This window comes from Pseudarthrobacter defluvii (genome assembly GCF_030816725.1).
Taxonomy (GTDB): Bacteria; Actinomycetota; Actinomycetes; order Actinomycetales; family Micrococcaceae; genus Arthrobacter; species Arthrobacter defluvii_A.
In genome coordinates, this window is sequence record NZ_JAUSYG010000001.1 from 2,590,158 (window position 1) to 2,607,260 (window position 17,103).

General features: G+C 66.5%; 12 protein-coding genes and 2 pseudogenes. All 14 read right to left on the reverse strand.

What is annotated here, in order from left to right; genetic code table 11:
- Positions 1-95 precede the first annotated feature (95 nt).
- The 14 genes and pseudogenes from QF031_RS12190 to dinB all read right to left on the reverse strand — a co-directional run bounded on the left by QF031_RS12190 (position 96) and on the right by dinB (position 17,068).
- Positions 96-1,016 carry a cell division protein FtsQ/DivIB gene (locus QF031_RS12190; protein ID WP_307428273.1) on the reverse strand — a complete coding sequence of 307 codons (921 nt, stop codon included), beginning with the start codon at positions 1,014-1,016 and terminating at the stop codon, positions 96-98.
- Positions 1,009-2,386: pseudogene (gene murC / locus QF031_RS12195) on the reverse strand (UDP-N-acetylmuramate--L-alanine ligase). Before murC ends, QF031_RS12190 begins: the two are co-directional and overlap by 8 nt.
- Positions 2,383-3,483 (reverse strand): undecaprenyldiphospho-muramoylpentapeptide beta-N-acetylglucosaminyltransferase, encoded by a 1,101-nt coding sequence (gene murG, locus QF031_RS12200; RefSeq protein ID WP_307428276.1) that lies wholly within the window; start codon positions 3,481-3,483, stop codon positions 2,383-2,385. The pseudogene murC and the gene murG overlap by 4 nt, the downstream one beginning before the upstream one ends.
- 6 nt (positions 3,484-3,489) lie before the next feature.
- Positions 3,490-4,824: a putative lipid II flippase FtsW gene (ftsW, locus tag QF031_RS12205; protein WP_307428279.1), complete on the reverse strand. Its 1,335-nt coding sequence runs from the start codon at positions 4,822-4,824 to the stop codon at positions 3,490-3,492.
- 2 nt (positions 4,825-4,826) lie between these two features.
- Entirely contained in the window at positions 4,827-6,404 is a 1,578-nt protein-coding gene (murD, locus tag QF031_RS12210; protein WP_307428283.1) for a UDP-N-acetylmuramoyl-L-alanine--D-glutamate ligase, read from the reverse strand.
- Positions 6,386-7,495 carry a phospho-N-acetylmuramoyl-pentapeptide-transferase gene (mraY, locus tag QF031_RS12215; protein WP_307428286.1) on the reverse strand — a complete coding sequence of 370 codons (1,110 nt, stop codon included), beginning with the start codon at positions 7,493-7,495 and terminating at the stop codon, positions 6,386-6,388. Before mraY ends, murD begins: the two co-directional genes overlap by 19 nt.
- Positions 7,492-8,955, reverse strand: a complete 1,464-nt coding sequence (locus QF031_RS12220; protein ID WP_307428289.1) for a UDP-N-acetylmuramoyl-tripeptide--D-alanyl-D-alanine ligase — start codon at positions 8,953-8,955, stop codon at positions 7,492-7,494. Before QF031_RS12220 ends, mraY begins: the two co-directional genes overlap by 4 nt.
- 6 nt (positions 8,956-8,961) lie before the next feature.
- Complete coding sequence (locus QF031_RS12225; protein ID WP_307428291.1) at positions 8,962-10,593, reverse strand: UDP-N-acetylmuramoyl-L-alanyl-D-glutamate--2,6-diaminopimelate ligase; 1,632 nt, start codon at positions 10,591-10,593, stop codon at positions 8,962-8,964.
- Positions 10,594-10,692: 99 nt separating this feature from the next.
- Positions 10,693-12,496, reverse strand: a pseudogene (locus tag QF031_RS12230) (peptidoglycan D,D-transpeptidase FtsI family protein).
- 48 nt (positions 12,497-12,544) lie between these two features.
- Positions 12,545-13,276, reverse strand: coding sequence for a hypothetical protein (locus QF031_RS12235; RefSeq protein WP_307428293.1), 732 nt, complete (start codon positions 13,274-13,276; stop codon positions 12,545-12,547).
- Positions 13,273-14,265 carry a 16S rRNA (cytosine(1402)-N(4))-methyltransferase RsmH gene (gene rsmH / locus QF031_RS12240; RefSeq protein WP_307428296.1) on the reverse strand — a complete coding sequence of 331 codons (993 nt, stop codon included), beginning with the start codon at positions 14,263-14,265 and terminating at the stop codon, positions 13,273-13,275. The genes QF031_RS12235 and rsmH overlap by 4 nt, the downstream gene beginning before the upstream one ends.
- Positions 14,266-14,430: 165 nt before the next feature.
- Positions 14,431-14,859, reverse strand: coding sequence for a division/cell wall cluster transcriptional repressor MraZ (gene mraZ / locus QF031_RS12245; protein ID WP_018763545.1), 429 nt, complete (start codon positions 14,857-14,859; stop codon positions 14,431-14,433).
- Positions 14,860-15,211: 352 nt separating this feature from the next.
- Positions 15,212-15,583, reverse strand: a complete 372-nt coding sequence (locus tag QF031_RS12250; RefSeq protein ID WP_307428298.1) for a DUF3040 domain-containing protein — start codon at positions 15,581-15,583, stop codon at positions 15,212-15,214.
- A gap of 252 nt (positions 15,584-15,835) precedes the next feature.
- Positions 15,836-17,068, reverse strand: a complete 1,233-nt coding sequence (gene dinB, locus QF031_RS12255) for a DNA polymerase IV (protein WP_307433321.1) — start codon at positions 17,066-17,068, stop codon at positions 15,836-15,838.
- Positions 17,069-17,103: the final 35 nt, after the last annotated feature.

Genomic DNA, 17,103 nt, shown 5'->3' on the forward strand with positions numbered 1-17,103 from the left:
ATGTCAAGTAACTCTTGTCTGTGACGGTATTTCCTCTGGTTCACACATTCAATAACCGGGTCCGCGTGTCGGATTAATACCGGGAAAGAAAGCGCTCAGCGCGTCACGGGGTGCCGGGGCACACTGACATCGTAGACCCTGACCGGGTTCTTCGGATCCGCCGGGGCCTTGAGGAGCGCGGCCAGGACCTTGGCCTTGAGCTCCTTCTCCGAGGCGTTGCCCCACACGATGGTCTGGCCGTCCACCAGCTTCAGTTCCACGGCATCCACGGACTGTGCGGACGCGTTGGACAGCTTGGCCAGGACGTCGGCCGGCAGGGCGCCCAGGACCGCCGCGGTGGCGCGGAAGAGGTCCTGCCCGATCGCCCCGGCACCGCCGTCAATCACGGGCAGCGACGCCGACGCCGGATCATCTGTCGTAGCCAGCTGGACGCCGTCGACGTCCACCAGCTGGTACTGCTCCCCCTGCTTGACCAACGCCACCGGCACCCGCTCATGCACGGCGACGGCAAGGGTTGACGGCGGACGCGCCTCCACGGATACGGACTTCACCTGCACCAGGGAGTCGAGCAGGCCGCGGACCTCATCATCGCTGATCTGCGGCAGCGGCTTTCCGCGCAGGGGTTCCAGCGCGGCCTGCACCTGCTCCGGAGTGGCCAGGCGCGTGCCCGTGACCGAAACGGTCTTGAGGGCAAGGACCGGTGAGTAGACGGCGGCTGCGAGCAGCGCAGCCACCAGCACAAGCACCGTCCCGACGGCGAGCAGGACTCTCTTCCTCCGGCGCCGGCCCTTGGGCTCGGGGAATGCCAGGACGGTCGCCCCGGCGGGCTTCTCCTGCGAGTGCCCCTGCGGCGCGTTCAGCGTTGGCTGCTGGTCCGTTATGCTGCGCGATGCGGTGATGACGTCCCCGCCGGGGTTGCGGCGGGGGGCCTCTTCCGGCGCGTCGCTTCCGGGCGCGGGGGCGGGGCGGCTGGTCCGCTTGGGCGGGGCGTAGGTGGGACGGCGGGAGCTAGGCACGCAGCGCCTCCACGATTTGGGGCCCATACGTCGTGACATCGCCCGCGCCGACGGTGAGGACAACGTCCCCGTCCGCAGCTGTGGCGGCCAAGGTGTCCACCGCGTCACCGGCACTGACCAGCCGGCCGCCCTTGGTGAGGTGGTCTGCGATGAGCTGGCTGGTGACCCCGGGAATGGGGTCCTCCCGGGCGGGGTAGATGTCCAGGACCAGGGCGGTATCGGCCAGGTTGAGGGCTTCGGCGAACTCTGCCGCGAACTCCCGGGTGCGGGAAAACAGGTGCGGCTGGAACAGGACATGGACTTTGTTGCCGCCTGCCACCGAGCCGGGCTGCGGTCAGGGCGGCCCGGACTTCCGTGGGGTGGTGGGCGTAGTCGTCAAACACCCGGACCCCGCGCACCGCGCCCTTGAGCTCGAAGCGCCGGGACGCCCCGGAGAAGCGGGCCAGGCCCTCTGCCGCGGCTGCCGGTTCCACGCCGAGTTCCAGGGCCACGGCAAAGGCGGCCGCGGCGTTCAGGGCGTTGTGCCTGCCGGGAACCTGCAGCGACAGGCTGTACCGGGCACCTCCTGTTGACACCGCTGCCTGGCCCGGGCCGTCGTCGTGCAGCCGGAGGTCCACCGTCTCGCCGGTGCCGTACAGGACCACCCGCGTGTTGCCCCGTGCCCTGGTCCGCTCGGCGAGGGCCAGGGCGCCGGGATCGTCGGCGCAGGCCACCAGCACGCCTTCGGCGGGCAGCAGCTCGGTGAAGCGGTCGAAGGACCGGTACACGGCTTCAGCGGTGCCGTAGAAGTCAAGGTGGTCAGGCTCCACGTTGGTGACGACGGCGATGCGGGGCCGGTAATTCAAGAAGGAGCCGTCCGATTCATCTGCCTCGGCGACGAAGATTCCGGCGGTTCCGTTGGCTGCATTGACCCCGAGCGCGGGGATGTTGGCTCCCACGGCAAAGGAGGGATCCAGGCCGGCCGCCCGCAGCAGGACGGTGATCATCGACGTCGTGGTGGACTTGCCATGCGTTCCGGCCACGGTCACCACAACGTCATCGCCCATGGTGGCGGCCAGCGCCTGCGAACGGTGCAGCACCGGCAGCCCAGCCTGCCGCGCCGCCGCCAGTTCGGGGTTGTCTTCCCGGATTGCCGATCCGGCCACCACGGTCTGGGCGTCCGCCAGGTTGCCGGCTGCGTATCCCACCGCGATGCGCGCACCGGCCGCCGCGAGGTCCGCCATGACGGGCAGGTCCTTGGCATCTGAGCCGCTGACGGGGACGCCGCGTGCAACCATGATGCGGGCCACGGCAGACATGCCTACTCCCCCGATGCCAATGAAGTGCACCTTTCCAAGGGTGTCCAGGCCGGGCGTGTTGTTGGGGCTCATGCTGACACCGCTTCCAGGACAAGACCAGCCATGCGCTGGTCGGCGTTTCGGATACCGAGCCGGTAGGACTTGGCTTCCATGGCGGCGAGCCGCGCTTTGTCGGTGATCAGCGGAATCAGCTCCCGCTCAACCCATTCCACCGTGAAGTCGCGGTCGGCCACCAGGAGCGCGCCGCCGTCCGCCACCAGGCCCTTGGCGTTCAGCGCCTGCTCCCCGTTGCCGATGGGAAGTGGCACCAGGACCGCGGGAACGCCCACGGCGGCAACCTCGCAAACCGTGGCGGCCCCGGACCTTGCCAGCAGCACGTCAGCAGCAGCGTAGGCAAGCTCCATCCCGTCGATGTACTCCACCTGCCGGTACCCCTTGGCTGCGAGGGGTTGGCCGGCCTGGTCCAGGACGGTTTTGCCGCGGCCGGTGACATGGAGGGTCTGGACACCGGCCCCGGCGAGCAGGGACACGGCGGCGGCGATGGTCCGGTTGATGCTCTGTGCCCCGGAGGAGCCGCCCGTAACGATCAGGGTCGGCTGCTGGGGATCAAGCCCAAGAGCCTCCCGGGCGGCGGTACGGGCAGCCTTTCGGTCCAGGCCGGAAATTTCCGTGCGCATGGGCATGCCCACGTGCACGGCGTTGCGGAGGGGGGTGCCCTCGAAGGCCACGGCCACCCGGCCGCCCAGGAAGGCCCCCACGCGGTTAGCCAGCCCCGGGCGGGCGTTCGCTTCGTGGATCACGATGGGGATGCGGCGCTTCCGCGCCGCCAGGTACATGGGAGTGCAGACATATCCGCCCACGCCCACCAGCACGTCGGCCCTGGCCTGGTCGAGGATGCTCCCGGCCTGGCGCACCGCGCCGGCCAGCCTGCCGGGCAGGCGGAGCAGGTCCGCGGACGGCTTCCGGGGAAACGGAACGCGGTCAATCGTGGCCAGGTCCACGCCCGCGGCGGGAACCAGGCGGGTTTCCATTCCCGCCGGCGTGCCGACGGCCAGGACGGCTGCGTCGGGGGATTCGCTGCGGATGGCAGCGGCGATGGCGAGCAGCGGGCTGATGTGGCCGGCTGTTCCGCCGCCCGCCAGGACGATGGAGGGGTGTGTCGGAGTCATCGGGGGTTAGGCACGCTTTCTGGAATTCTTTGGTTGGTTCTTGTCCCGCCCTGGCCGGGTCCTGAATTTCAGCATCCGCTTGGGGCGCATGGCCGGGGCCATTTGTTCCCGGGCCAGCGACAGGACCACCCCGACGGCACACAGCGACATCAGCAGGGCGGAGCCGCCGTAGGAGATGAACGGAAGGGGCACGCCAATGACGGGCATCAGGCCGGTGACTACGGACATGTTCACCGTGGCCTGGCCCAGCAGCCACACCATGATGGTTCCGGCCAGGACCCGGTGGAACATGTCTTCCTGCGCCACCACCACGCGGTAGATTGCGGCGCCGAGGATTCCAAACAGGACCAGTACGACGACGGTGCCCACCAGGCCGAGTTCCTCGCCGATGATGGCGAAGATGAAGTCGTTGTGGGCTTCGGGGATCCAGCTGTACTTCTGCCGGCTCTGTCCCAGCCCCACCCCGAGCCAGCCTCCGGACGCAAGGCCGTACATGCCGTTGGTGGCCTGGTAGTTGGCGTCGATGCCGTCGGCGCAGGATTGCCCGGTCCACCATGAGGTGATGCGGCACATGCGGTTGGAGCTGGTGACAGCCATGACTGCCGCGCCGGCGGCGGCGATGAGGCCTGCGATGCCGAAAAGATAGAGGGGAACGCCGGCGAAGAACAGGGCTGCAGCCATGATCATCATGATGATCATGGCGGTGCCAAGGTCGTTGCCCACCAGGATCAGCACGATGATGACGGCCGCCATGGGCACGGCGGGGACCAGCACGTGCTGCCACCGGCTGAGCAGCCTGCCCTTCCTGGCCAGCACCGTGGCGAGCCACAGGGCGAGGGCCAGTTTGGCGGCCTCGGACGGCTGGAAGGTGATGCCGCCCAGGTCGATCCAGTTCCGGTTGCCGTTGATCTCGTCGCCTATCACCTGTACGAGGGCAAGGAGCGCCACGGCAACCCCGACGGCGGGCCAGGCGAGCCGCTTCAGCCAGATGACGTTGATGCGCGAGAGCACGAACATGGTGAAGATGCCGATTGCGGCGAAGACGCCCTGCTTCAGTGCGTCGCCGTAGGGCGACTTTCCGGCCGCGATGGACTCAACACTGGAGGCGGAGAGGACCATCATGATGCCGATGGCCGTCAGCGCGAGGGTGGCGCCAAGGATGAGGTAGTAGGTGGAGCCGTTCCGGGACTTGCCTGTGCCTTCCAATGCGGACCAGAACCGGCGGTGCAAGGAGCGCAGTTTTGCGCCGGCGTCAGCCGGCCGCCGGATGGCGCTGGAGCCGGGGCCCGCTTTGCCACCGTTCGGCTTGGCACCCTGCTGGCGGGTGGGCGTGCTGACCATTGTTACTCCTCGCCGGTCTGGGCCTGCCCTTCCACCAGCTCGCGGACAGCGTCGATGAAAGTACCACCACGGTGAGCGTAGGAAGAGAACTGATCCATGGAAGCAGCTGCCGGAGCCATCAGCACGGTGTCGCCCGATTCGGCGATCCGTGCTGCTGACGCAACCGCCCGGGACATCACCTGTTCTCCGTTGCCGGGGGAACCGGCGGAGGTGCCGCCGGGCGCGGAAGCAGTCTGCACTTCTTCAGTGTCACCCGCTTCCGGTTCGATCACCGGGACATCGGGCGCGTGTCGCTGGAGGGCTTCGCGGAGTGGGGAGGTGTCGGTTCCGATCAGTACCACGGCCTTGAGCCGGGCCGCGTGGTCCCGCACCAGCTCGTCATAGCTGACGCCTTTGGACAGGCCACCGGCGATCCAGACAACTTTGCTGAAGGCCGACAGGGATGCCGAGGCCGCGTGGGGGTTGGTGGCCTTGGAATCGTTGACCCAGAGCACGCCCTGCAGGCGGGCGACGGGCTGGATGCGGTGATCGCCGGGGACGTAGTCGAGGATGCCTTGGCGGACTGCCTTGGCGTCCGCGCCGTAGGCGCGCACCAGCCCGGCTGCGGCGAGGGCGTTTGCCACCATGTGGCGCGGGGCGAGCGGCCCGAGGTCTGCCATGGAGGCCAGTTCAGCCGCGCTGTTCCTGCGCTCCTCGATGAAGGCGCGGTCCACCAGCAGCCCTTCCACTACTCCGAGCATGCTGATGGCAGGCGTGACAGTGGTGAAGCCCACCGCGCGGCAGCCCTCCACGACGTCGGCGTTTTCCACCATGCGCTCGGTTTCGATCTGCTCTGCGTTGTAGATGCAGGCCTTCTGGGTCCGCTCATACACCTTGGCCTTGTCCGCCAGGTACGAATCGTAGGAGCCGTGCCAGTCGACGTGGTCTTCGGCCACATTCAGGCAGACGCTGGCTACCGGCGAAACGGATTCCGCCCAGTGCAGCTGGAAGCTGGAGAGTTCGACGGCGAAGACGTCGTATTCGACGGGGTCGCGAAGGGCGTCCAGGATGGGGGTGCCCACGTTGCCGACGGCGATGGCTTTGAGGCCGGCGGCCCGCAGCATTGATTCGGTGAGGCCCACCGTGGTGGTCTTGCCGTTGGTGCCGGTGATCGCCAGCCAGTCAGCGGTCTTCCGGCCTTCCCGGACGCGCACCCGCCAGGCGAGTTCGACGTCGCCCCACACCGGGATGTGGGCCCGTGCCGCTGCTGCCAGCAGGGCTTGGTCCGGACGCCATCCGGGCGAGGTCACGATCAGTTCCGGGAGTTCGCCGTCGATGCGCGGGATATGCGTGACCGCGTCCGGGCCCAACAGCACGTCGGCGGCACCCACGATTTTCAGAGTGTCCGCGTGCGCACGTGCCGTGTCACTGGTGGCAGCATCAACCACCACGACGCGTGCACCCAGTTCGATCAGGGTGTCCGCTGCGGCGAAGCCAGACACCCCGATGCCGGTGACGACGACGCGCAGGCCGGCCCAGTCGGAGTCCCAGGAGACGAGGTTGGCCAGGCGGGGGGAAACGGTCACAGCAGTACAACCCATTCAGCGTAGAAGATGCCCAGGCCCACGGCGACGAACAGGCCGCCGAGGATCCAGAAACGGACCACAACGGTCACCTCGGCCCACCCCTTCAGTTCGAAGTGGTGCTGGAGTGGTGCCATTTTGAACACGCGTTTTCCGCCGGTCGCCTTGAAGTAGCCAACCTGGATGATGACGGACAGGGTGATCAGCACGAAGAGGCCGCCCACGATGCCCAGCAGGAGTTCGGTCCTGGACAGGATGGCAAAACCGGCCACCGCGCCGCCAATGGCCAGCGAGCCCGTGTCGCCCATGAAGATCTTCGCCGGCGATGTGTTCCACCAGAGGAATCCCACCAGGGCGGCGCTGAGGATGGCTGCCAGGAGCGCAAGGTCCAGGGGATCCCGGACGGAGTAGCAGCCGCTGCCGGCCTCCCTCGGCGATCCGCAGGCCTGGTTGCTTTGCCAGATGCCCATGAGTGTGTACGCCCCGAAAACCATGATGGATGCCCCGGCGGCCAGGCCGTCGAGGCCATCGGTGAGGTTCACGCCGTTGGTGGCCGCGGTGACAATCAGGTTTGACCAGATGACAAACAGGATGGCGCCAAGGACGGTGCCGCCGAAGGCAAGGTCGAGCCAGGGAAGGTCGCGGACCAGGGAGATCTTCGTCGACGCCGGCGTCAGCCCGGCATTGTTGGGGAAGTTGAGCGCCAGGACGGCGAAGATGATGCCGACGGCGGCCTGGAGGATGAGCTTGGCCTTCGCGTTGAGGCCAAGGCTGCGCTGCCGGGAGATTTTGATGAAGTCGTCCAGGAAGCCCACCAGGCCCATGCCCACCATGAGGAACAGCAGGATCAGGGCCGAGGCGGAGGGCCCCGGCGAGTCAGGGTTCATCATCAGCATGATGAGGTGCGTGAGTCCGTAGCTCAAAAGGACGGAGGCGACCACCACGGTTCCACCCATGGTGGGGGTTCCACGCTTGGTGTGGTGCGATGTGGGGCCGTCGTCGCGGATGAACTGGCCGTAGCCGCGGTGCACCAGGAGGCGGATGAAAAGCGGGGTGCCCACCAGGGAGCACAGCAGGGCCAGGCCTGCGCCGATCAATAGAGCAATCACAGCAGAGTGCTCCTTTCGTCGGCAGGGGTGGGGGTTGGGGGTAATGCTATCCGATCGCCCAAATGGCGAAGCCCAACGCTGTTGGAGGACTTGAACAGCACCAGGTCGCCGGTCTGGAGTTCGGCGTCCAGGATGTCGTAGGCCTCATCCACGGTCTCGGCGAAGAGGCACTCGTCTCCCCAGGAGCCTTCCTGCACCGCTGAGACGTAGAGGGCCCTGGCTTCGCGGCCCACCACCAGCAGCCGGGAGATGTTGAGGCGCACCACCTGGGTGCCGACGGCGGTGTGCTCACGGATGGAGTCGCCGCCCAATTCCAGCATTGCCCCCAGGACTGCCCAGGTGCGGCGTCCGCGGCCAAGATCGGCAAGGGTCCGGAGGGCGGCCCGCATGGACTCCGGGTTGGCGTTGTACGCATCGTTGATGATGGTGACGCCGTCCGGCCGTTCCGTCCGTTCCATGCGCCAGCGGCTGGCAGCGGCCTGGTTGCTCAGCGAACCTGCAATGTGGTCCCCCGGCACTCCGGCGGCCCAAGCGGCCGCGGCGGCTGCCAGCAGGTTTCCCACGTGGTGTGCTCCGATGAGCCTGCTGCTGACATGCCGGGGAGCGGCGCCGTCGGGAAGCTGGAGGTCGAATTCGGGGCTGCCCCCGGCATTGGTGTCGGCGTTGAGCGCCTGGACGTGTGCCTCCGGACGTCCTTCGGCGGAGAAGCCCAGGACGGCGGCGGAGGTACGGCTGCGCATTGCGGCGACGCGTTCGTCGTCGAGGTTGATGATGGCGGTGCCGGCGGCGGTGAGGCCTTCGACCATCTCGCCCTTGGCCAGCGCGATGTTCTCCACTCCCCCGAACTCGCCCGCGTGCGCCGTGCCTACTGTCAGGACCACTCCGATGTCCGGCTTGACCATTTCGGCCAGGTAGCGGATGTGGCCGATGCCGGTGGCACCCATCTCGATGACCAGGTAGCGGGTATCGGTGCCGGCCCGGAAGACCGTAAGCGGGACGCCCACCTCGCCGTTGTAGGAGCCTTGCGGCGCCACAGTGTTGCCCTGTGTGGCCAAAATCCCGGCCAGGAGGTCCTTGGTGGTGGTCTTGCCGGCGGAACCGGTGATGCCTACGACTGTCAACTGGTCTCCTGCTGCCGCACGTGCGGCGCGGATGCGGCGGACGGCTTCGGCGGCAAGGGCGCCCATGGCCAGGACGGCGTCGGGTACCACCACGGAGGGGTAAGCACTGCCGTCCGTTGCCGTCACCGGGTGCTCCACCAGTGCCAGGACGGCGCCGGCGGCAAAGGCGGCGTCGATGAAGTCATGGCCGTCGGCGTGGTCGCCCGGCTTCGCGACGTACAGCGAACCAGGTGTGGCTTCGCGTGAATCCGTCACCACCGAGAGGGGCGTCAGTCCGGGATCGGCGTCCAGGCGCCCGCTGGTGATTTCGGCGATTTCCGCCGCAGTAAATGCAATCATCTCGGTCTAGGACTCTATCCGGTCGTCATGGAGAACGTTGAATCCCCTGGCTGTCAAGGCGCTGCGCAGCTCAACCCTGTCGTCCAGTGCGAGGTTCACGCCCTTCACTTCCTGCCAGACCTCGTGCCCGCGGCCTGCCACGAGGATGGTGTCCTGCGGGCGGGCCAGGGCAACGGCATGGCGAATGGCTTCGTCCCGGGGAAAGACCTCCAGCAGCTCGGCCTCCAGCGACTCGTTGTCGAGGGCATCACGGGCCCCGGCCAGCACGTCGGCGCGGATCGCTGCCGCGTCCTCGTCGTGCGGGTCGTCGTCGGTGATGATCACGGTGTCCGCGAGGCGGGCGGCGATGGCACCCATTGCCGGGCGCTTACCTTGGTCCCGTTGTCCTGTGGCGCCGAAAACGACGATCAGGCGGGAGCCCGGTTCCGGCGACCGGACTGCTTCCAGGGCGCGGGCCAGGGCGTCGGTGTTGTGGGCGAAGTCCACCACGGCGGCCGGCTGTTCGGCGATCAGCTGCATCCGTCCCGGCACGGCAACCGTGAAGGGGTCGGCACTGTCCAGGGCGGCCTGGAGCCCAGCTGGGTCCACACCGGAGGTGAGGACCATGAGCACGGCCAGGGCGGCGTTGGCGACGTTGAAACTGCCGGGCAGGCCCGTGTGGACCTTCAAGGTGGCACCGGCGGGACCCGTGAGGGTGAAGTCGGTACCGAGCCCGCGCGGCGCCGCCGCCGTCACCGTCCAGTCAGCCTGGTTGCTGCCGCTGGTGCTGAGCGTGGTGACCGGCACCTGGGTGCTGCCGGCCAGGCGGCGTCCCCACTCGTCGTCGACCGTTACCACGGCGCGGCGCGAGCGGCCGGGGGTGAAGAGCTCTGCCTTGGTGGCAAAGTACTCCTCCATGGTGTTGTGCAGGTCCAGATGGTCCTGGGTGAGATTGGTGAAGCCCGCGACGTCAAAGAGCAGGCCGTCCACCCGCTGGTAGGAGATGGCGTGCGAGGACACTTCCATCGCGGCAGCGTCGAGTCCGCGATCGTGCATCAGCGCCAGGAGGCCGTGGACCTCGGGCGATTCCGGCGTCGTGAGGAGGCTGGGGATGGGCTCCCCGCCGGCCAGGATTTCGATGGTCCCGATCAGGCCCGTGCGCTGCCCCAGGGCGCGCAGCAGGGAGGTGATGAAGTAGGTGGTGGTGGTCTTCCCGTTGGTTCCGGTAACGCCGAAGAGCCGCAGCGGGCGTCCGTCCGGAGCCTGGCTGCGGTAAATCATGGCGGAGAGGGGCCCCACCTCGTTGCGTGGATTCCCGACGACGAGCACCGGCACCGGCGTGTCCGCTGCCAGTGCCAGCAGCCGCGCCCCGGCGGCGTCGGTGAGAACCGCCACCGCCCCCGCAGCTATGGCGTCCGTGGCGAAGTCAGCGCCGTGCCTGCTGGCTCCCGGGAGCGCTACGTAAAGGTCGCCGGGCTCCACCGTGCGTGAGTTGAGGGATATGCCCGTGATCTCCGCGGCGGCGCCGGGAACGGGCACTGCTACGCCAAGGGCCTGCCCGACGTCGGCCAGCGGGACGGCGGCGACGGTTGCGGGCCGGAAGCGGCTTGGGCTTTCGTCCCGGGCAGCGCCGCTGCCGGGCGTGGTGAACTCTGACAAGGGGATCTCCGATGGTGCTAGTGCGCGCCCGGCGTGGTTCGCCCCGGGCACTGTGATGCGCTGGATGCTGCTGGTACTCCCGGCCGCGTGGCGCAGCGGCTACTTGGCGTACTGGGGCATCCTGGCCGGCTGGCCGGTTGAAGGCTGGACGTTGTAGGTCCGCAGCGCCTGGCTCATGACGGACCGGAACACCGGACCGTTGGTGATGCCGTAGATGCTGCCCTTCGGCCGCTGGAGCACCACCTCCACAATAAACCGCGGATCATCCATTGGCGCCATTCCCACGATGGAGGCGGTATAGCCGCAGTAGCCGGACTTGCCGTCGTCGCAGGGTGATTCCGAGGTGCCGGTCTTCGCCCCCACCCGGTAGCCGTCGATGCCGGCGTCCTTGATTTCGCCCTCGGTGACGGCGCTTTCCAGGATGTCCTGGACCTGCTGGGCCGTGCTGTCGGAGACGATCTGCCGCGACGGCTGGGCGGGCACTTTCTCCTCGGTGCCGTCGGGGGAAATGTAGGAGTCGATCAGCCGTGGCTGCAGCATGACGCCGTTGTTGGCGATGCTTTGGTAGGCGCGCACTGTCTGGAGCGTTGACTGGGAAACGCCCTGCCCGAACAGCACCGTGTACTGCTGGCGCCCGTCCCACTGGTCCGGGGGCGACAGGATACCGGCGGCGGTCGCGGGAAGTCCGATGTCCGGGGCCTCGCCGATGCCGAACTTCTTCAGCCAGTCGTACCGCTGTTCCTTGCTGAGCCGTTGGCCCGCCATGACTGTTCCGGTGTTCATTGAATAGCCGATGATGCCCGCCAGGGTCCGTTCCTCGGTGCCGTGGGTGAACGCGTCGCTGAACGTCTGGCCGTCGACGGTGTAGGTGGGCGGGATGGTGAAGGTGTCCAGCGGTTTGGCAAGTCCTTCTTCTATCACGGCTGCAGCCGTCATCATCTTCTCCACGGAACCGGGCTCGTACGCTGCTGTCACGGACCGAACGCCCCTGTCCTTGGCTGCCACCAGTCCGGGGTTGTTGGGGTCCGGGGAGTTGGTGTCGGCCAGGGCAATAAGGTTGCCGGTCTTGGCGTCCATCACAATGATGACGCCCCACTCGGCGCTGAGTTTGTCCGCCTGGCTCTGGATGGCCTGCTGGGCAAAGTACTGAAGATCAGAGTTGAGCGTGAGCTTGACGTCCTTGCCGTTCTGCGGCGGGGTCAGCTCGTCAAGGCCCACGGGGATGCGCAATCCGTCGGCGCCAATCTCCAAACAGGCGCTTGCCGTCCTTGCCCTTGAGCTGGTCGTCCTGGGTCTGCTCGATGCCGGCCAGGCCCGTGGTGCCGTCCTGGAGGAAACCGACCACTCCCCCGGCCACAGCGCCGTTCGGGTAAACACGCTTGCTGACGCCCTCGGCCACGATGCCGGGCACCTGGAGCTTGGAGATACGGTCCTCCACGTCAGGCTTTACGTCCTTGGCCACGATGTAGTACGGCTGCTGGCCCGTGACGGCATCACGAACGGCATTCGTGTCCATGCCGAGGGCGGCGGCAAGCTCGGAGATTGCCTGGTCGCGGCTGACGTCCACCAGCTTCTCGTGGCCGTCTGTCTGCTCGAGGCGCTTGTAGGAGTCCGTTTTAGTATTGACCCTTTGGTCCACCACGATGTTGTAGCGGATCACGCTGTTGGCGAGGACAGTGCCGCGGGAGTCCAGGATGCTGCCGCGCTCAGCGGGCAGGATCGCAGAGGTCATCCGGCTGTTCAATGCTGCTTCGGCCATGCCGCCGACGTCGAGACCTTGGACCAGGAAGAGCTTTCCGCCCACCACCAGCAGGAGTGTGAGCATGACACCCAGGCCCAGCCGCAAGCGCTTCGTGGCGTTGGGTACCTTGCTTTGTCCTGCCTTGCCGGTCTTCTCCGCCACCGTAATATTCCTTGCTGCTCGACGCTGTTGCCTGTCCTGCCCCCTGGGCTACTGTCCGGGGACCTTCTGCTGGGGTGCCGGCACGGAACCGCCGTGAAGCTCGCGTGCCGGGACCGCCGCGGCGGCCTGGGCGGCTGCTGCCGCCTGGGCAGCCCCGCGGGCCGCTCCGGACTGTGCCGGGTTGGCGGAAGGAGCAGCCTCAGCGGCCTTGCCGGCGTCCGGCGTCGTTGCCTTATCCGCGGCTGCGGCATTGGGGTCTGTGCCCTTGGAAGCTGTTCCGCTTGAAGCCGGCGGGACAATGAGCTGGCCGGCAACTGCCGGTGCCGGGATCACGGCTCCGCCGGCTGCACCCTTAACCGCGGGGGTTGCTTTTCCTGTGACTGACAGGGTGGACAGATCGATCTGGCCTTTTACGGTGGATGCCACCATGCCAAGCTCCGATGCCTTAGCCGCCAGGTTTTGCGGGGCTTCGTAGCTCTGCACCTGCTGGGTGAGGTCCTGGTTTGCCTTGGTCAATGAGCTCTGCTTGGCCCGCAGCTCCACCAGCTGGTACTGGGCGGTGGACACCGAGATGTTCAGGACCAGCACCGCAACCAAAGCCACGGCGAGCATGGCGAAGCACAGCACGACGAAGGGGGCCCGGCGCTTTTTCGGCGCCGTGCGGACCACGGAGAGCGGGGTACGCCCCTTCCGTCCCCCGCCCGGCTCGGCGGCAGGCCTGGCATCGGCCGCCGATGTGCCGGAAACAACGGGAAAGTTCTTGACGGCGGCGGTGCTCATGCAGCTCTCCTGGCTCTGATTCGTTCTGCTGCGCGGAGCCTGGCGGAGGCAGCGCGCGGATTTTCGGCGATTTCGGCGGCGGTGGGCACCTCAGTGCCTTTGGTCAGGGTCTTGAGTTCCGGCTTGTGCTCTTCCAGCTCGACGGGGAAGCCAAGCGGAGCGGAAGATTTTGAGCGGGCCTGGAGAACTCCCTTCACGATCTTGTCCTCCAGGGAGTGGTAGGACATGACCACGATGCGGCCGCCGAGAGCCAGGGAGTCCACGGCGGCGGGCACGGCCCGTTCCAGGACATCAAGTTCTTCGTTGACCTCGATGCGCAGGGCCTGGAAAGTACGTTTGGCAGGATGTCCGCCGGATTTCGCGGCGGAGGCAGGCACTACGGAACGGATCTGCTCGACGAGTTCGCCCGTGGTGGCGAATTCCTTGACGGCACGCGCTGTGACGATCCTGTTGGCGATCCGTCCGGCAAACTTCTCCTCGCCCCACTTGCGGATAATCCGGACCAGGTCCGCTTCGCTGTAGGTATTGACCACATCGGCTGCCGTTTGGCCCTTGCTGGTGTCCATCCGCATATCCAGCGGGGCATCGAAAGAGTAGGCGAAGCCGCGCTCACGTTCGTCCAGCTGGAGGGAGGAGACACCCAGGTCCATCAGGATGCCGTGTACTTCGGCCACGCCGAGGTCTGCCAGGACGTCCTGGATCTCGTCATAGACCGCATGGACCAGGTCGGTCCGGGCGGCGAAAGGAGCCAGCCGCTCCCCCGCGAGGGCCAGCGCTTCCTCGTCACGGTCAATGCCGATGAGGTGGAGGTCGGGAAACCTCTGGAGCATGGCTTCCGAGTGCCCGCCCATCCCCAGCGTCGCATCTACCGCGACGGGGGTCTCGCCGCGCAGTCTGGCCGCTTCGAATCCCGGTGCCAACAAATTAATGCACCGGTCGCGGAGGACCGGCACATGGCGTTCGGACGTGGGTTTGGGTTGATCGGTCACGCCTGGTCCTTTCCCGCCGTCGTTGTCACCTGATGCTTCTGGGACCAGATCCCCATCCGCGCCTACCGTTCCGCCCGCCTGGCTCCGGGGAAGGTGAGCCAGGTTGGCAGCCGATGGGCCGGCTGGAGATCTCATCCAAGAAACCACGCAGCCCCGCTCCGGCACTCAGAGAATGCCGGGAATGGGATCGTCAGTTTCGGAAAAGGCCGTCTCCTTCTCCGCAAGGTATTCATTCCAAGCCTGGGCGTCCCAGATCTCGGCGCGGGTACCGGCGCCGATAACGGCAAGTTCCCTTCCGAGTCCTGCATACTCCCGGAGCGCCGGTGGAATGGTCACGCGCCCCTGCTTGTCAGGTACCTCGTCAGAGGCTCCAGAGAGAAATACGCGGATGTAGTCACGTGCCTGCTTGGAGGAGATTGGCGCCTCCCGCATCTGCTCGTGGACCCGTGCAAATTCCTTCTCACTGAAGACGTAGATGCAACGTTCCTGGCCCCTTGTGAGCACCAAGCCGCTGGCAAGTTCCTCGCGGAACTTAGCGGGGAGAATGATCCGCCCCTTTTCATCCAGACGTGGCGAGTGAGTGCCCAGAAACACTGGCCCACCGCCTGTCCGCTGTCAGGAACTGCACATCCCCTATGTTGCAACCACCCTCTTATGTCCTCCACATTACTCCACTTTCCACCACAGTCAACGCAGAAAGGGCCGCGCGGCGCTGCGATTATGGGAAAAGAGGCGTGAAATGGCGCGGATTTACGGCAGTGGTGGAAAGTGGAGGACTTTTGGCATCGCCAGCGCTGGCGCATTTGATCAGCCCCCCTCGACCGGTCTACGCCCTCGAAAATGTTCCTTAAATGCGAAAAGACCCGCCGCAGCGGGTCTTTTCGTGCAATTCCCCTATCAAGGGGGAGCGGAATGGAGGGGCCTAAATGACCACGCGCCAAACCTCCTAGGGCTCTCCCCGGCGGCGCTCGTCCCAGCGCTCTTCCAGGCTGCTCATGAACGAACTCCGTTGCTTGCCTGGCTTCGTTCCCCCGGCCTTGGCCCCGGCGCCCCCGCGGGAACTTTTCATGGTGGCGAAATACACTCCGGCACCCATGACAACGAAGCCCAGGACTCCGACGAAGATGTTTTGGAGGGTGACACCGACCAGCAACAGGAAGACACCGGCAAGCGCGCAGAGGACCCCAATAACTACATGCCTCGTAGACCATGAACGCCCGGGGTCCGAACCCATCGAGTTCGCGAACTTCGGGTCGTCCTCGTGAAGCTGCTTCTCAAGCTGCTCAAGCAGCTTCTGTTCGTGCTCCGACAGCGGCATCACGACCTCCTTTTGTAGGCCAACGTCCGGGCTGATCCCAGCCACTACTTCTACTCCGTAGAACGCCTTCCATTGCTGGGAAGTTCCCGTTTTCGCCGGCCGTGGCAAAAACGGGGTTTCAGCATGCGTTCGCGGAGCGGGAGCATGTCCAAGAGGGGTCCGGCAGTAAGTCCATTCACTCGAAACTATGTACCTCTAAGGATAGATTGTTGAGGGCCGATCTGAAAGACGGCAATGACTTCGGCGGACGCTTCAGGCGGGTCGCTGTGCGCCGTCTCCGGACCGGTTCTCCGGCTCCATCAACCGGGCGGGCAGGACGGACTTGCTGCCGAACCTGCGGGTCACCTGGTCCAGGGCCTGTTCCGCCGCCCTCCAGTTTTCGTCCCGACGGTCGAAGCTCAGCTGCAGGGAGGTGCGCGCCGCCTCCTCGAGCTGCTCCGCCCTGACGCCCACGAGCCGTACCGCCATGGACCTTGTCCCGAGGGACTCCAGGAGCTGGAGCGCCACGGCGTAGATCAGCTGGGCGCTGTCCACCGGGGTCTGCACCGTCCTGCTGCGGGCGACGGTGGAAAAGTCGGCGAAGCGCAGCTTCAGCGCCACCGTCCTGGCCACCATTCCGGCACTGCGCAACCGGGCTGCGGTGCGGTGTGAGAGCCGCAGCAGTTCGCGGCGGAGGAGGGCTTCGTCGCCGGTATCGGTGGCAAAGGTCTCTTCTGCCCCAATGCTCTTCTCCAGCCGCACCGGTGTGACCGGCCGGGGATCTATTCCCCAGGCAAGCTGGTGCACATGCTCCCCGGTGGCCCCAAGGACCTTCTTCAATGAGGACAAGGGTGTTGCCGCAACGTCCGCTACCGTCCTGATTCCCATCTTTGCCAAAACCTCCCCGGTCTTGGCGCCCACACCCCAGAGGGCCCCCACCGGGAGGCTGTGCAAGTAAGGAACGGTTTCATCCGGTCCGATCAGCAACAGCCCGTCCGGCTTGCACCGGGTGGAGGCAATCTTGGCCACGAACTTGGTTTCCGCGATTCCCACGGAGGCGGTGATGCCCAGTTCGGCTGCCACCCGACGGCGGATCAGCTCGCCGATTCCCCGAGGGGGACCCAGCCGCCGGAGCGCACCGGTGACGTCCAGGAAGGCCTCATCCACACTGAGGGGCTCCACGAGGCCGGTGATGGATTCGAAGATGGCCATCAACTGCCCGGACACCTCGTAGTAGAGCTTGTGCCGGGGTTCAATGACAACGGCTTGCGGGCACATCCGCATTGCCACTGCCATGGGCATGGCGGACTTGACGCCAAACGCGCGGGCTTCGTAGGAGCCGGAGAGCACAACGGACCGCTCCCCTGGGAAGCCCACGATCACAGGTTTGCCGCGAAGTTCGGGACGTGTCCTGAGCTCCACCGAAACAAAGAAGGCATCCATATCCACGTGCATGATGCACGTGCGCCGGCGGCCCTGGGACCGCGCGGCCGATGGCTGGTTCATACCTGCGGGCCCCACGCCTGCAATCCTATCGGCTT

What these genes read in the sequence shown, in the direction of transcription:
- murG (WP_307428276.1), bottom strand. Translation starts at nt 3,483, where the DNA reads ATGACTCCGACACACCCCTCCATCGTCCTGGCGGGCGGCGGAACAGCC.
- ftsW (WP_307428279.1), bottom strand. Translation starts at nt 4,824, where the DNA reads ATGGTCAGCACGCCCACCCGCCAGCAGGGTGCCAAGCCGAACGGTGGC.
- murD (WP_307428283.1), bottom strand. Translation starts at nt 6,404, where the DNA reads ATGGGTTGTACTGCTGTGACCGTTTCCCCCCGCCTGGCCAACCTCGTC.
- QF031_RS12220 (WP_307428289.1), bottom strand. Translation starts at nt 8,955, where the DNA reads ATGATTGCATTTACTGCGGCGGAAATCGCCGAAATCACCAGCGGGCGC.
- QF031_RS12235 (WP_307428293.1), bottom strand. Translation starts at nt 13,276, where the DNA reads ATGAGCACCGCCGCCGTCAAGAACTTTCCCGTTGTTTCCGGCACATCG.
- QF031_RS12250 (WP_307428298.1), bottom strand. Translation starts at nt 15,583, where the DNA reads ATGCCGCTGTCGGAGCACGAACAGAAGCTGCTTGAGCAGCTTGAGAAG.
- dinB (WP_307433321.1), bottom strand. Translation starts at nt 17,068, where the DNA reads ATGAACCAGCCATCGGCCGCGCGGTCCCAGGGCCGCCGGCGCACGTGC.